Genomic DNA, 15,676 nt, shown 5'->3' on the forward strand with positions numbered 1-15,676 from the left:
CTTCCCCTACTAGTATGCGGAACACATACCTTATTGCTGCGCTGACCCTGGTGGGTTGGCTCTGTCTTGGCTTGCTGCTGCCCACGCGGGCACTGGCACAGTCTGGGGGCTCTGCGCAGGCGTACACGCTGCAGGGCCGCGTCACGGATGAGCGCGGGCAAGGCCTGCCTGGTGCCACCGTGCTGATTAGCGGCACAACCCTTGGTACCTCAACCGACGCCGAGGGCGCGTATAATCTGACCGTAAATGTGGCTCCAGGAAATTACACGCTCACGATTTCCACCATCGGATTCAAAGCCGTATCCCGGTCGGTAACGTTGGGCAGCAGCCCGACCGTAACTACCAACGCTTCGCTCACCGAAGCCCGGCAAAGCCTGGATGCCGTGGTGGTGGTAGGCTCGACGGTAAGTGCCAACAAGCGCGAGCTGGGCAACGCGATCAGTACCATTTCGGCCCAGGATCTGGTGCAGAGCGGCTCGGGCGGCGTGCTGAATTCGTTGCAGGGCAAGGTGCCCGGCGCGCAGATTGTGCAAAACTCCGGCGACCCAGCTGGCTCAATTTCCGTGCGCCTGCGGGGCATTCACTCCTTGCGCGGTTCTTCTGATCCGCTGTATGTAATTGATGGTGTGATCGTTAGCAACGTGAGTACCAACGTATCGCAATTGGCCCTGACCAACGACGTGGGCGAGGCCAACCCGGGTCAGAACCGCCTGGCCGACCTCAACCCAAATGACATCGCTAGCCTCAACATCATCAACGGGGCGGCGGCGGCGGCAATTTACGGTTCGCGGGCCTCGAATGGCGTAGTGCTCATCACCACCAAGCGCGGACAAACTGGCGCCCCGCGCGTATCGGTATTCACGAGCTTCAATATCAATGAGTTGCGTAAATCGGTGCCGGTCAATACCTACGGCAAGCAGTTTGGCTTTGCGGGGCTGCGGCTTTACACCATTGGTGGGGTAACTCCGGCTCAAGTAGCGGCCAACCCCGGCACAACCACCATCACCATCAACCGTGCAGGCGCGAATACACTGTTGACCAGTAACTTAGTAGATGTACAGCGCTACAACTACTTCGACGAAATTTTCCGGACCGGCTATGGCACCGACAACGGCGCCAACATTTCGGGTGGCTCCGACCGAACGCAGTATTTTGTTTCGCTGGGCTACCTCAAAAATGAAGGCATTATCAAGGGCACCGATTTCAAGCGCTACAACGTGCGCGCTCGGGTCGATCAGCGCCTTACCGACTGGGCTAAGGTGACAGCGGGTGTGAGCTACAGCAACAGCTTTGCTAATGAGAAAGCCAACGGCAACGTGTTCTACAGCCCGATCAACTCCATCAACATCACTAACAACATCTACGACATCAGGAAGCGCGATGCCAACGGCAACCTGCTCGCCGTAGAGCCAACCCGCGTGAACCCGCTGTCGACGATCGAAGACATGAAGTTTACGCAAGGCGTGAACCGCACCATTAGCGATTTGCAGGTAAACCTGACGCCCTTCAAAGGCTTCTCGGTCGATTATGTGTTGGGAGTTGATGCATATTCGCAGGTGGGACGGAGCTACATCCGGCCGTACCCCTATCAGGCCACGGCGGGTCTGCCTGCTGCCCGTTACCCATTTGGCTATGCCGCCAACGGCAGCAATGCCGTGATCCAGCTCAACTCCGACGTAAACGCGGGGTATGAGCGCAACCTCGGCGAAAACTTCAAAGTGACCTTGCAAGCTGGGTATAGCTATCAGTTTGGCCAACAGGAATATTCGACTTCCCAGGGCCAGAATCTGGCGCCGTTTATCACAACTATCCGAGGTGCCGCGAGCAGCACCATCACCTCCGATTTCAGCCTCGACCGTTACGACTTAAGCGGGTATTACGGACAAGCCACCGTTGGCTTCCGCAATCTGGCTTTCATTACCGGGGCCGTGCGGCGTGACCGCTCATCGAAATTCTCGGCGTCGGAAACCAACCAGGTGTATCCTAAAATCAGCGGGTCGCTGGTGCTCTCGGACCTGGATTTCTGGCAAAAAGCCGCCTTCAATAACGCCTTCAACAGCCTGAAGCTGCGGGCCAGCTACGGCGAAGCCGGCAACCTGACGGGCGTCAACTCCTACGACCGCTACTATCAGTTTACGCCCGTAACCTTCCCCCGCAATGCCATTACGCCTGGCGCTCAGCTTGCCAACCCCAAAGTACGCCCCGAGCGCATGAGCGAACTCGAAGGCGGTGCCGACCTAGGCTTCCTGGGCGACCGCCTGAGTTTGGGTGTGACGGCTTACTACCAGAAAATCAGAGACTTGGTAGTGCGCCGTAACCTGGCGCCTTCCACCGGGGGCTCGGTAATCGTGAACAACGTGGGGTCGATGGAAAACCGCGGCCTGGAGCTGCAACTGACGGCCGTGCCCGTAAAAACCGCCGACTTCACCTGGGACATGTCATTCATTTACAACCGCAACCGCAACAAGGTGCTCGACCTGCCGGGCTCGAACGGACTCAACCAAGCCATCGCCATCGACAACGTAGCCGGCGCCCCCGTGTACCTGCTCGCCGGTCAGCCGGCAGGGGTATTCTACGGCTCGGCCTATGCCCGCAACCCCGATGGCTCACTGCTGCTCACGCCGCAGGGCTTCCCGCAGGACGAACGTACCATTGGTCAGGCGGTGGGCTCGGTGCAGTACACGCCCGCCCGCGACGATGCCACGGGACAGCCGAGCTACGGACCCGGCTCGACCTTGGCTAACGTTGTCATTGGCAACCCAAACCCAAAGTGGACCGGCTCATTTACCACCAACTTCACCTACAAAAAGCTCTCGCTGCGGGTGTTGCTCGATGCCGTGCAGGGCGTGGACGTGTTCAATGCCGACAAGCGGACAAGGCAGGGGGTAGGGCTGGGCGATTTGGCCGAGAAGGAGCTGCGGGGCGAGTTGCCGCGCGGCTACATTTTTGCCGTTTACAACACCCAAGAGTTTCGCGTCGACGATGGCTCCTTTGTGAAGCTGCGCGAAACGGCTCTCAGCTACACGCTGCCGACTTTTTCTAAGTACATCAGCGCTTTAAACGTGGCGCTGGTAGGCCGCAACCTGTATTCGTGGGATAATTACAACGGCTTCGACCCCGAAACCAGCGCCGGCGGTGCTTCCGACCTGCTGCGGGCCATCGATTTTGGCAATGTGCCGATTCCGCGCACGTATCAGCTGAAGCTCACGGCCACATTTTAGGATGGGATGAGGAGAAGTTAGCTTCTTGATAAGTGTCTTATTTTCAAGAAGTTACATTCTGTAGTCCAAGGCGCTAATTTCTAAAATCCGCAATCGTCATGAAGAAATCTATCCTTCTCGCCGCCCTGCTTACACTCGGGATGGGCTCCTGCAACAAAGACTACCTGAACCCTAGTACTGCCAGCCAGGAACAGGTAGTGACCTCCTCCGATGGGCTCGTTATTTTGTGCAACGGTCTGCAAGCCCGCTATACCACGGGCGGCCTGCTCAGCGTGCTCTACAACGCGGTTGCCGCCGGGGGCCTGACTACCCGCGAGCTGCTGATTCTGAATGTTGGCAACATCGAGGAATACAACGTGAGCCTGGGCGCCGGCAACGTCACCAACAGCAACGGGGTGGTGCGCAACCTCTGGACGCAGACGCAGCTCGTGCGGGCCAACGCCGATCTGGTTCTGCAAAATGCGGGCAATGCCACCGACGCCGGTACCCGCAGCGGCATTGTGGCCTACGCTTCCATATTCAGGGCGCTGGCCCTGGGTACGCTGGCTCAGTTTTTTGAGAAGGCCCCCCTGGTCACCCAAGAAAATGCGCCCTTCGTTGATCGGGTGGAATTGCTGCGCTCAGCTGTAACGCAGCTCGAAGCCGCCGCAACCCAACTCACGGCTGCGCCTGTGTCGGCCGATTTCAACTCCAAGATCATTTCGGGGATCGATCTGGCCAATACTATTCAGGCCCTTATTGCCCGCTACAGCCTACAAGCCGGCGACTACGACAAAGCCATTGCCGCCGCGGGCCGCGTGGATCTGACCAAAAAATCGGTGTTTAACTTCGACAACAACTCCCGCAATCCGCTCTACGATGTGGCCTTCGGCAACCGCAACATATTCGAGCCCTTCAATACCAGCCTGGGCCTGACGGGCGCTTTGGCACCCGAACCCGGCGACCGGCGCATCGCTTTTTACACCCGCACCAACCCGGCTCCGACTCAAAACCTGGGCACTGGATTTTATACGGCCAACGACGCCCCCATACCCGTGTATGTACCCGGCGAAATGCTGCTGATCCGGGCCGAGGCTTACGCTCGCAAAAACGACCTTACCAGTGCCGTGGCGGAGCTAAACAAGGTGCGCACCAAAACCCCCGCCACCGATATCTATGGGCTCGGCGCCGGCTTGCCGGCGTACTCGGGAGCGCTCACTTCCGACGCAGTGCTGACCGATATTTTGCGCAACCGCCTTGTTGAGCTGGCATTCCAAGGGTTCCGCCTCGACGACAGCCGCCGGTTCAATCGGCCGGCACCCGGTACTACGGGAGCCGAACGCAACCGCAATTTTCTTCCTTATCCGCGGGTAGAACGCGAAAACAATCCCGCTACTCCAGCTGACCCGGCTATTTAGTGTTGTAGTTAGACAAGCTGCGCATCAGAAACAAAAAAGCCACCGAAGCAATTCGGTGGCTTTTTTTGTAATGTATTGATAATTAATAAATTAACGAGCGCCGGGTGGGCAGTGCTCCTTCAGGAATTGCGTGTAGGTGGTAGCCAAATGGCGGCTGGTGCCTTCGCCTTCTGAAATGCTGTGCGTCCGGTTGGGGTAGGCCATCAGCTGGAAGGGTTTGTTGTTGGCAATCAGCGCGTTGATCATTTGCTCGGCGTTGTTGTAGTGCACGTTGTCGTCGCCAGTGCCGTGGATGAGCAGCAAGTGGCCGCGCAGGTTCTGGGCGTAGTTCAGAGGTGAGCCCTTCACGAAATAGTCGCGGTCTTCGGGCAGCAGGCCCATGTAGCGCTCCTGGTAGATGTTGTCGTAGTTGAGCTGATTGTCGACGGCGGCGATGGAAATGCCGGTCTTGTAAATCTGCGGATATTGAAACAACAGGTTCAACGTCGAAGAGCCGCCGCCACTCCAGCCCCACACCGCTACGCGGGTGGTGTCTACGTAGGGGCGCTTCAGGATTTCCTTGGCGGCCATGGCTTGGTCGCGGATGTTGAGCTGGCCTAGCTTATGGTAAACCGATTTGCGCCATTCGCGGCCTTTCGGCGCCGGCGCGCCCCGGTTTTCCACCGACACGTAGATGTAGCCGTCGTCGGCCATGCTGCCGTTGTAGAGACGGTTGGCGCCCGTTCCGAACCGGTCCGTAACCGTTTGGCTAGCGGGTTCGCCATATACATAGAATACGATCGGGTACTTCTTGGTGGCGTCGAAGTTGGTGGGCTTCACCATCCAGCCGTCCATCGTGATGCCGTCCACGGTTTTAACTTGGAAAAACTCCGGCTTCGGCAGCTTCAGGCTGCGGGCCTGAGCGGGCGTTTCGCCCCCGTTCAGGCGCTTGTGCTCGGGCAGCGACACCACGTCGGAAACGGGGTAAGTCGAGCTGTTCGAGAAGGTGTGCAGCGCAATGCGGCCGTTGGGCGAAATGTCGTAGCCGTTGGTGCCCGCCAAGTCTTTTGGCGTGACGCGCTCGGCATTGCCGCCTTTCAGCGCCACTTTGTAGAGGTAGGTTTGGGTCGCGTTTTCGGGCGAAGCCATGAAATAAATCACGCCTTCTTTCTCGTTGAACGCTTCCAGGCTAATCACATCGTAGTTGCCTTTGGTAAGCAGCTTTTCCTGGCCGCCGCGGCTGAGCGCGTAAATGTGGCGCCAGCCGTCTTTTTCGCTGAGCCACAGGAAGCGCTTGCCGCCTTCGATCCAGTTCCAGCCCACGGCTTCGGCTTTGGCGTCAATCCAGGCCTTGTCGGTTTCGGTAGAGATGGCTTTCGAAGCCCCCGTGCTGGCCGTGCACAGAATGATTTTGCTTTCGTTTTGCCGACGGTTCAACTGCTGGATAATCAGCTCGTTAGAGTTTGCGGCCCATTCCATGCGCGGGATGTAGTGCTGCACGGCGTCGCCGGGGACGTCCATCCATTTGGTAGCGCCGCCTTGGGCGGGCACCACCCCGATGCGGCAGCGGCTGGGGTCTTCGCCGACCACCGGATACTCAACGGGCACCGTAAACGGATACAGCGCATCCGTGGTGTTAAGCATCAGGTAGTTCTTGGTTTTGGTAGCATCTAACTGCCAGTAAGCCAATGATTTGCCATCTGGCGACCAGCGGAAGCCGTCGCGGCAGTCGAGCTCTTCTTCGTATACCCAGTCGAAGGTGCCGTTGATGAGCTTGTCGGTGCCGTCGGTGGTCAGGGCCTTGTTGGTGCCCGCGGCCAGATCTTCCACAAACAGGTTGTGCTCGCTCACGTACGCTACCCGCGTGCCGTCGGGCGAGAACTTAGCAAACATCAGCGACGAAGCCGGACGGTCTTTGCCTAACTGCTTGAATGACTTAGCGTTGATGTCATACACCCAGAAGTCGCCGCGGGTGTCGTAGCGCCATACTTTTTTGGTGTTCGTCTGGATGAGAACCTTGTTGCCGTCGTCGGAAAAGGAGAAGCGGCGCACCTTGATCGGGGCCGTTTGGCCCTGCGGCGTCAGCATGGCTTTGCTGACCAGCGTTACTTCTTTGCTGGGGTCGCGCAGGTCGGTCTGCACGATTTCGTCTTGCTGGACGTGCATGTAGGCGTAGCCGTCTTTCGTCCATTGGGTGCCCGGCCCCACCTGGGCCAAGGTTGGTTGCAGCAGCAGCGCCTGGACAAAAACCGCCAGGACGCCTGCTTTGCGCAGTGCTTGTTTGAGCATGGAGGGAAATAGATTCAGTTTTGGGTGCCTGAAATTAGCCTTTTTACGCCGGACGGTAATCGACCTCACTCTTTGCAGCCTGGCCTACAAGGCCGGGCTACGGGTGCGGCTCCGTATCTTGCACTCAATGACGACGCTTCTCGGGCGCTTGTGGCGCCCTGCTCTCTACGTTTTGGTACCCGCCACGCTCTATGCCACCGGTTTGCATACCGAGGTGATCGGGCGGGCGCAGCAGGTGGTGCTGGCAACGGGGCTTCTCAACCGCGCCGTTCCCAAGAAGGCGGTTCCCATTGCCAAGGCCGATTATTCGTTGATGTTGCGCACTCTGGATGGCCGCACGGTCTCGCTTTCGCAGCTGCGCGGCAAGGTCATTCTGCTGAATCTGTGGGCTAGCTGGTGCCCGCCTTGTGTGGCCGAAATGCCCAGCTTGCAGCGCCTGCACGACAAAGTAAAGCCCGACAACATTGCGCTGGTGGTGCTTTCGGTAGATCAAAATCCTGAGAAAGCCCGCCGCTTTGCCGCACGGCGCGGCTTCACGATGCCCGTGTACACACTCGCCAGTGAACTGCCGCAAGTATTTGATACACAAGTACTTCCAACTACCTTTATTATCGCCCCAAACGGCGATATCATCGATCGGCACGAGGGCATGGGCGACTACGACAACGCCGCGATGATCCGGTTTTTGCGGCAGCTACAAAAGGACGCGCAGTAGACCTAAGCGCGGTTGGCTTCTTCTACCTGCGCTCGGATCGCCTGAATGTCGCTGCTGTCGATGGGCTTATGGATCAGGCCGGCAACTAAGGCGTAGGCATTGGCTTTGGTCGCGTCGGAGTGGGCCAGCGACGAAGTTAGCACATACACCAGGCAGTGCCCGCGGAGCTGCGCCTCGTAGGGCTTGAGCGCTTCCAGAAACTCCCAACCGTCCATGACGGGCATGTTCAGGTCTAGGAAAATCACCCGTGGAATCTGGGTGGTCAGCGTGTCGCGCAAGTATTCCAACGCTTTTTCAGCGCATTCAAAAGAAAGAATCGCCTCCGAAAACCCTTCCCGCTTCAGGAGCCTTTCGGTGAGAAATATGCTGGTGGTGTTGTCGTCGATCAGAAGGGTATCCATGCCAGATTCAGCGTAAAGCACTCAGCGTAAATAAATTAGAAATTGCGTGCCGGCGTTCACCTCGCTCTGTACGTCGATGTGCCCGCCCATGGCTTCTACGTGCGTCCTGACCAAATACAGGCCCAGGCCCCGGCCAGTGGGGTGGGAATGAAACCGTTTGTAAAGCTTAAACACATCGGAGCCGGCTTTGGCCAGGTCGAACCCCGAGCCGTTGTCGGCAAAGGCGATGAGCAGGCCGGCTCCGGACTGGCTGGCCGTCACGGTCACGTGCAGCGGCCGCTCCTCCGAGCGGTATTTGATGGAGTTGGAGAGCAAATTGAAGAAAACGCTGTAGAGGTAAGCCCGGTTGGCGCGCACGCTGAGGTCGGGAGGAAGGTCGAGCGTGACGCGGCCGCCGCAGAGCTGCAAAGGTTCTTCCAGGTTTGCGCAGGCCTGCTGCACCACGTCCAGAATCGCGACCTGCTCCGGCTCGGCCACGTTTTGCATGTCCCGAATCGAGAGAATCGTGTTCATGTCCTGCAACACCGTGTCCAGCTGCTCGGTGCTGGTTTTCAGGTGGTCCAGCGTTTTTTCGTAATCGATGGAGTTGCGGTGCGTCGAAGCCAGTAAGTCTACGAGGCCCAAGACGTTGGCCAGCGGCGCCCGCAGGTTGTGCGATACGATGTAGGTAAACTGCTGAAGGTCTTTGTTTTGGCGGTATAGTTCCTGCTGGGCTTTGATCTTGTCGGTGATGTCGGCAAAGTACACAGACAAGCCTTCTTCGGACGGGAAAGCCCGCACGTCGAACCACATCTGCATTTTTTCGAAGAGCGCTTCGAAGTGCACCGCGTGCCCCGTTTCCTTGGCCTGCTGGTAGTGCTGGCGGAAAAGGCCGTTGCGCTCTTCCGGAAACACATCCCACACGTTGCGGCCCAACTCGGCCTGCCGGTCGATGTGCAGCAACCGCTCCACTTCGTGGTTGATGTAGGTGAAATTCCAGTCGTTGTCGAGCAGGAAAAATGCGTCGGTGATGCTCTCGAAGATGGTGTTGAGCTTTTGGGCCTGCCGCTGGATAGTCTGCTGCGAAATGGCGGCTTCGGTGATGTCGCGGGCCACCATGTGCACCCCCGCAATGGAGCCGTCGATTTTCAGCGGCACCTTGGTCACATTCAGTACCTTGGGCTCTTCCAGGTTCTCAAACTTCACCGTCGTTTCAAACTGCACTTTCGTACCCCGAAACGCTTCCGCTAGCTTCTCATTAAACAACGGGATAAGCTCGGAAGGCAGAAAATCGGAAAATGGCCGGTCGAGCACCTCCGGTTTCGGCTTGCCTACAAACGCCAGAAAAGAAGGATTGGCATCGAGAATAGTCCCTTGCTCATTTTGAAAAAGAACCAGGTCAGGATTATTCTCAAACAACGATCGAAACCGTCGTTCGCTCTCCACTAGCAGCGTATTGTTTTCCATTGGCTAATCAGGCTGATACACTCCGCGTGTTGCCCAGGGCAGCGGAGGTTTCTTCTTTTACGGATAGCCGGGCGTTTGGTCAGCGTCGAGGCGTTATATCTTCCAAAAACCCGGAATATTGTCGCTATACAAATATTTGATAATCAAGTACTTATATATTTACTAAAAAGTATTTACCAATGCCTTACCGTAGCAAACGCAGCGTGGTATCCAGTTGCTGACTGAGCAACAAGTCGCGCGATTGCTGGCGCAGGGTGGCTTGTTGCTGGCGCTGTTCTTCCTTCTTAAAAAGCCGCACTTTGTACTTGCTGCCGGCAGCCGAGCGGTGCAGGTTCACGTACGTCGGGCGTCCTCGGGAGCTACGTACGAGCTGCCCGCTTTGGATTCGCTCGATGCGCTTTTTGTTGTCGCCAAACAGGGCCTGCAACGGGTTGAGGCCGACGTACAGATCGGTGCGCCCGTCGAGGAAATAATTGCCGCTGATTTCGAGGTTGCTCAGGTTGCTGTTCAGGCGCAGGCTCGGAATCATGAGCTGCCCGCGGTTGAGCACAAACTGCGTGCTCACCGGCTCGAAAAATAAGTGGCTGGTGCGCTCTTCCTTCATGAATTTGAGCGCCTCCATCAGCGCCTCCACGTTTAGCAATTCCAGGTCGCGAACGTCGGCTTTGAGGTACGCCAACGTTTCGCTGAACACCGGCAAAAACGTGGCGTCGAGATCGGTGTGAAAGTCGGCCGCGCAGCGCATCGAGCCGCGTACATTGTCGCCGCCCAACACGTTGAGACCCATCGTTTTGAGTGCGGCAAACAGCTCTGGCAATTGAATGTCCTGTAGCTCCGTCTGGACGTGCAGCGGGTGGTGGTGCTGGCCTTCGTGGGTGAGCAGGCGCCCGCGCAGCCGAATGCGCCCCTGAAAAGCATTGACCGAACATTCGTCAAGGCGCGCTTCGCCGTCGAGCAGGTGCGATACCAGCCGGAAGTTGCTGCCCGTAACGGCGGAGTAGCGCACATGGTCGGCCTGCACACGCACGACGGCCGTGAGTATATCACTGGTTAGCAATGAGTTGTCGGGGGTGTCGGGGCGGGCACGTTTGGCTACCCGCTCGGCTTGTCGCACGTCGGGCGTGCGCTGGTCTTCTTCGGGGCTAAGGCTGGCCAGTAGCTGCAAAAGCTGTTGCACGTCGAGCATGGCGTAGCGCAAATCGAGGCTGGCATCGGCCGCAGCTAAGTGCGAGCCGGCCACCCGCACCGACGCCGAGGCATGGCCCGTGCCGCCGCGCGTGGTAGCAAAATCGAGGCTGGGCATGTGCAGACGGTTGCCGGTTTTGGTAAGGCGAAAGCGCAGGTGACGCAGATTTTCGCCCACGGGCAGCAGCAGCGTATTTACATCGCAGGTCACGTGGCCGTTGGCGGCCAGCAGCAAATCGCGTAGGGCCGGACTGCTCGGCGTTTTGCCGGAGCGCTGCGCCGGCCGCGCCATCTTGGCAAGCAGGTTGCGGTAGTTGATGGCCTCAAAGCGCACACCCAACTGAAACTCAATGGGCGATACCTGATGAATCGTGTCGGTGGGCCACGACGCCTGCCCGCGCACCTGTCCGCCCCACACGCGGCCCGCCAAGTTGCGCAGCTGCACGCGTTTGCCATCGTGGCGCACAGTTACGGCTAGTTGGTGCAGCGTATCATAGGGCAGCACGAGGCGATTGCAGCGCAGGCCCACGTTGAGGCGCATACCGGGCGGAAAGAGGCTGCTGCCAAAGTTTGAGGCGCGGGAAGCCGGCGTGGCGCTGGTCCGTTTTCGGGCCACAGCGCGCGTGGCGGCAGGTTTGGGCGTGCTGCGGGGCATGGGCCGCAGCAACTCGCGCAGGCGGGCCACCCGCAGCTCGTCCACGGCAAAATTGCCGGTGACCATAGTGGTGGGATACTGGCCGGTCAGGTAGTCGAGCAGGTTGACCGTGGTGGCCGTGGCCCGAAACCGCATCTTGTCGAGCACCCCCGACGCGTTGGAGAGTTTCCAAATGCTGTCCTGCAAGCCCACGCGCACATTCAGCTCCGACATATCGGCCCCGCGGTCCAGCAGCACAAACGACGCATTGCGCAGGTTTACGCCGCCGCGCACCGACATGCGGCCCGTGGTGGGCACCGGCGTCCGGCGGCCCGGCGTGGGCGGCAGGAGCCCGTGCAGCTGCACATCCAGGTCGGCGATGCCACTGCGGGCGCGCCACAACCCCGGCGAAACCACGGCCGCCAGCTCCGGCAATTCGGCGCGGCCTCGCAAGCGTCCGCTTACAAATGGATTATCGAAGTTGCTCACCGTCAGGGCGATATCTAGTTGCCCTGCCGACGAATAAATGCGGCAGTGCTGTAGGGCCAGGGAAGTAGTTTTGGAACTGTGTTCGGGGCCGTTGTCGTAGGTGCCGGCGAGGTCCCAGCGGCTGATGCGGCGCGTCGAATCGGGCCAGCGCAGGCTGGCGTTGCGCAAGCCAAAGCTCAGCACGTTGTGCGTAGTGACGGTCGGCCCATTCTGCCCCGAAATGGTATAGCGAATGTGCGCCTTGCTGGGGCTAATCGCGCCCTCCAGATACGGTAACAAGTTGGTAGGCAATGCGATATGCAATACTTCCATCAAGGGCTGCATGCCCTCAAACTGCAAGTTCATGAGGGTGCCCGCACGCTGGTTGGCGGTGGCCGTGTGCGTGCCGCTGATGTGCACTGTGTCGCCGTTGAGCGTGGCGCGGGTGCGCCGGAAAGAGCCTTCGCGCTTCGGAAAATCAAACTGATAATTGACCCAGGCTTTCACCGGTTCGCGCTCAAAAATGGCGCCGCTGCTATTGCGCAGGTAGTCGAGCTGGCCGTCGAGGGTGCCGCCCGCGTGCAGCACGCCTTGTAGCAGGTGCGCCGTAAGCCGGGCCTTTCGCACGCTGGCCCCAAACGAGCTGTGCGCGTAGTCGTTGCGGGTGGTCAGGCGGAAGTTGTTGACAATCAGCGAGTCCATTTTGAAGTCCAGCGTCGGGCTAGAGCCCGTTCGGGACTTGCGCTTGCCGTGCAGGCCCCAGCTATGGCCCAGCGAATCGACGCGCTCGCGGAAATCCACGTCGCTGATGACTAGGCGGGTGCCGCGGATTTTGCCGCGCAGTAAGCTGCTCAGCTCCAGGCGCATATCGGCCCGTTCCACGCGCAACACTTGCACCGGTTGCTGGTAAGAAGTATCCGTTAGGCTGAGGTGGTGTAGCGACGCGGTGAGGTGCGGGAAGTCGCGCCAGGGCGATATTTCAACTTCAAAAGGCGCCAACACCAAGTCGGAGTTGTGGCCGAGTCGCTCGCGTACCAGTTGCGTCAGATGGCGCCGGCCAAAGCTGGAGCCCACCAGCCACAAAGCCAGCCCAGCCCCCAGCACCACCAGCAATAATCCGACAGCCAGTACACGCCGGAGCGACAAGAATTTCATAAGGTATGCTGCTTGCTCCGATGGCGTCGGGTATTTCCGCGGCTTTCTGTTGAGTCGGAATGTGTCAGCATACGTGAAACGAGGCAGGTTGGCTAAGCCGTATACCCGTCTCCGGTTCGGGGCTAGGCAAAGGCGTGAGCATATTAAGCAGTAATTTGTTTTTCTGTAAATATCGAGGGTGATAGTTGAGAGAAAATCGGATTAACCAGTATGCAACTCGTTCCGATGAAGTCATTTGATACCGCCGCGCTACCCGCCGCCGACTCCGCCGCGCAGCTCCGGCAGGCATTGCTTGCCGACCGCGAACGGACCCTCACGCGCCTCTACCAACGCACTTTTCCGATGGTGCGCCGGTACGTGCTACGCAACGGCGGCACCGTGCACGATGCTCAAGATGTGTTTCAGGACGCGCTGGTCATTTTCTACGAGAAGGCCGTGGGCGGCACCCTGGTCCTGACGGCTTCGGCCAGCACGTACTTGGTGAGCGTCTGCCGCAACCTGTGGCGCCGCGAGCTAAGCCGCCGCAGCCACACTCCGCAATGCGAACTGACCGAAACCGATCTTCTGGAAGATGCCGAGCCAACGGCGTCGGAAACGGAGTCCGAAACGGCTTTGTCGGTGCTCGAATATGTGGAGCAGCTAGGCGAGAAATGCAAAAGCATTCTGCTCTCTTTTTACTATTTCCAGCAGCCCTTGCACCAGATTGCCGAGACGCACCATTACCGCAGCGTGCGCTCAGCCACGGTCCAGAAATTCAAGTGTCTGGAGCGGCTGCGTAAGTCGGTGCGGGCAGTGCTTGCAGAAACCCTTATCTACTAACACGTTATGCGGCCCGAACTAGAACGTCTGCAACGCATTGAGCGCCACCTGCGCGGCGAGTCGCAGCCAGCCGACGCGCCCGACTGGAACGTGCAATTACTGCTCGATCCGGACCTGCGCGCCGATGCCGAGGCTCAACAGCTTCTGTATCAGGGCCTGTATAGCGCCGGGCGGCGTCAGCTTCGGCGCGAGCTGACGGCCATTCATAACCGGCTATACGGCACGCCGCGCAGCGGTTGGTTCGGTAAATTTTATGATTACTATAAGTATTTGACGGTTAAATACTTATAGCGGTATATCTGTTTCGCTAGTTTTCCTTTTTTCTTTCTAATCGGCACACGCTGCTTGCCACTCAGCGCCCTTGCACAGGAGCGCATAGGCACCGTTTTGCCCACACTTTTCACCGTTTTAGCGATGTTAAACCACCTGGAATTCCGAAAATTCGCCGTCAAAGGCCACGGCATCAACGGCTTGGCCTTTGACCAATACTTTCAGCACGTGGCCGGGCAGGCGTACCCAATGGTCACCAATATGACGCGCTCCGTAATCGAGGAGCGCCCCACGCGCTTTGCCGAAATCGACGTGTTTTCGCGCCTGATCATGGACCGCATCGTGTTTCTGGGCACGGCCGTGGACGACAACATTGCCAACATCATCACGGCGCAGCTGCTGTTTCTGGAATCGGCGGATGCGAAGAAGGATATCCTGCTCTATGTCAATTCGCCGGGTGGCTCGGTGTATGCCGGGCTGGGCATCTACGACACCATGCAATACGTTGGGCCCGATGTGGCCACCATTTGTACCGGCGTGGCTTTGAGCATGGGCGCGGTGCTGTTGGCGGGCGGGGCAAAGGACAAACGCTCGGCTTTGCCGCACGCCCGGGTCATGATTCACCAGCCTTCGGGCGGGGCGCAGGGGCCTTCTGCCGACATCGAAATTACGGCCCGCGAGATCCTGAAAATGCGCAAAGAACTCTACGAGATTTTGGCGAAACACACCGGCAAAACCTACCAAGAAATCCACGACCACTCAGATCGCGACTATTGGCTCCGCGCCGACGAGGCCAAGAAATACGGCCTCATTGATGAGGTGTTGGAGCGTAAATAGCTTTTAATCAATAGGTTGTATTATCGTAGGCTCAGCCTGGGAGGCTCTATGTCCAACGCCTCGATCTGAGCTTTGTATTCGGACGGGAGCAACGCACCTTTTACCCAGCGGCTGAGCGAGAGATGCTGAATCTGCCGGTAAATGGGCACGACCGGCCGCAACCACGACCAAGTACCCAGCCGCAGCAACTCCCGAACCGGTGCCGGCACCACGAGGCGCTGGGCTTGCAGCAACAGCCAGTAGCGCAGAGGCCCCAAGTGCCGCCGATACTGTTGGTACAGGTCGGCGGTGAAACGGCTGTATTCGAGGTCGGCAGCAAGGTGTTGTTGCCGCACTACCAGCCACGCCGCGTACGTCGAGGGCAGATCGGGAATGCGCATGCGCTGGCCCACGCGGGCAAAAACATCGAAAACTTCCTCTTTTTCGGCCGTCGTAAGCGGCCTTTCCAGCGCTTCAAACGACCGGATGGCGTAGTCGATGAGCAAATACAGCACGTCGCGGTACGCCCACGCCGGAATGGCTACGCCGCGCTTGGCCTCCACGGCGGCATGAATGGCCGTGATGGTGTCGATGGCGCGCTCGGCCGAGGCACGCTCGGCAAACACGATCTGGCGGGCGTACTCGACGGTGGAAAACAGGCGGCCCAACGGGTCGGCGGGCAACCGGCCGGTGAAATAAAGCCAGTCAACGGCTTTGTTGAGGGCAAACTCGGCCGCCGCGCCAGCAAATATGAACAGCACCGTATCGGCCTTGCCCCAAATGGTGCGCACGATCGAGTGGTTCGGTACGAAATATTCCATAATGTAAGAACCGGAAAGAAACGCAAAAGGCTCCGAACTACGTGGGTATCACCGCTTAAA

General features: G+C 58.7%; 11 protein-coding genes. 6 read left to right on the top strand and 5 right to left on the bottom strand.

Annotated features, from left to right (window positions below; genetic code table 11):
* Window positions 1–14 precede the first annotated feature (14 nt).
* Window positions 15–3,221 (top strand): SusC/RagA family TonB-linked outer membrane protein, encoded by a 3,207-nt coding sequence (locus FHG12_RS15685; RefSeq protein WP_139516624.1) that lies wholly within the window; start codon window positions 15–17, stop codon window positions 3,219–3,221.
* 98 nt (window positions 3,222–3,319) lie between these two features.
* Window positions 3,320–4,618 (top strand): RagB/SusD family nutrient uptake outer membrane protein, encoded by a 1,299-nt coding sequence (locus tag FHG12_RS15690; RefSeq protein WP_139516625.1) that lies wholly within the window; start codon window positions 3,320–3,322, stop codon window positions 4,616–4,618.
* A 90-nt stretch (window positions 4,619–4,708) separates the two neighbouring features.
* Here FHG12_RS15690 and FHG12_RS15695 read toward each other — a convergent pair whose 3' ends face one another.
* Window positions 4,709–6,886 carry a S9 family peptidase gene (locus tag FHG12_RS15695; RefSeq protein ID WP_139516626.1) on the bottom strand — a complete coding sequence of 726 codons (2,178 nt, stop codon included), beginning with the start codon at window positions 6,884–6,886 and terminating at the stop codon, window positions 4,709–4,711.
* A 127-nt stretch (window positions 6,887–7,013) separates the two neighbouring features.
* Here FHG12_RS15695 and FHG12_RS15700 point away from each other — a divergent pair, with 127 nt between their 5' ends.
* Window positions 7,014–7,601: a TlpA family protein disulfide reductase gene (locus tag FHG12_RS15700; protein ID WP_165699423.1), complete on the top strand. Its 588-nt coding sequence runs from the start codon at window positions 7,014–7,016 to the stop codon at window positions 7,599–7,601.
* A 2-nt stretch (window positions 7,602–7,603) separates the two neighbouring features.
* Here FHG12_RS15700 and FHG12_RS15705 read toward each other — a convergent pair whose 3' ends face one another.
* The 3 genes from FHG12_RS15705 to FHG12_RS15715 form a co-directional block, all read right to left on the bottom strand.
* On the bottom strand, window positions 7,604–8,002 hold the full coding sequence (locus FHG12_RS15705; protein WP_139516628.1) for a response regulator: 399 nt from the start codon (window positions 8,000–8,002) through the stop codon (window positions 7,604–7,606).
* 21 nt (window positions 8,003–8,023) lie between these two features.
* Window positions 8,024–9,448, bottom strand: coding sequence for a PAS domain-containing sensor histidine kinase (locus tag FHG12_RS15710; protein ID WP_139516629.1), 1,425 nt, complete (start codon window positions 9,446–9,448; stop codon window positions 8,024–8,026).
* A 184-nt stretch (window positions 9,449–9,632) separates the two neighbouring features.
* A complete protein-coding gene (locus FHG12_RS15715) occupies window positions 9,633–12,890 on the bottom strand; it encodes an AsmA-like C-terminal region-containing protein (RefSeq protein WP_139516630.1) in 3,258 nt (1,085 codons plus the stop codon).
* Window positions 12,891–13,100: 210 nt separating this feature from the next.
* On the opposite strand from FHG12_RS15715, the gene FHG12_RS15720 reads away from it, so the two are divergent.
* The 3 genes from FHG12_RS15720 to FHG12_RS15730 all read left to right on the top strand — a co-directional run bounded on the left by FHG12_RS15720 (window position 13,101) and on the right by FHG12_RS15730 (window position 14,816).
* On the top strand, window positions 13,101–13,709 hold the full coding sequence (locus FHG12_RS15720) for an RNA polymerase sigma factor (protein WP_230471147.1): 609 nt from the start codon (window positions 13,101–13,103) through the stop codon (window positions 13,707–13,709).
* A 6-nt stretch (window positions 13,710–13,715) separates the two neighbouring features.
* On the top strand, window positions 13,716–14,000 hold the full coding sequence (locus FHG12_RS15725) for a hypothetical protein (protein WP_139516631.1): 285 nt from the start codon (window positions 13,716–13,718) through the stop codon (window positions 13,998–14,000).
* 123 nt (window positions 14,001–14,123) lie between these two features.
* Window positions 14,124–14,816, top strand: coding sequence for a ClpP family protease (locus tag FHG12_RS15730; protein ID WP_139516632.1), 693 nt, complete (start codon window positions 14,124–14,126; stop codon window positions 14,814–14,816).
* Between the two features lie 20 nt (window positions 14,817–14,836).
* Here FHG12_RS15730 and FHG12_RS15735 read toward each other — a convergent pair whose 3' ends face one another.
* A complete protein-coding gene (locus FHG12_RS15735; protein WP_139516633.1) occupies window positions 14,837–15,616 on the bottom strand; it encodes an oxygenase MpaB family protein in 780 nt (259 codons plus the stop codon).
* Between the last annotated feature and the right edge of the window lie 60 nt (window positions 15,617–15,676).

Origin of the sequence: Hymenobacter jejuensis, from assembly GCF_006337165.1 — a bacterium.
Taxonomy (GTDB): Bacteria; Bacteroidota; Bacteroidia; order Cytophagales; family Hymenobacteraceae; genus Hymenobacter; species Hymenobacter jejuensis.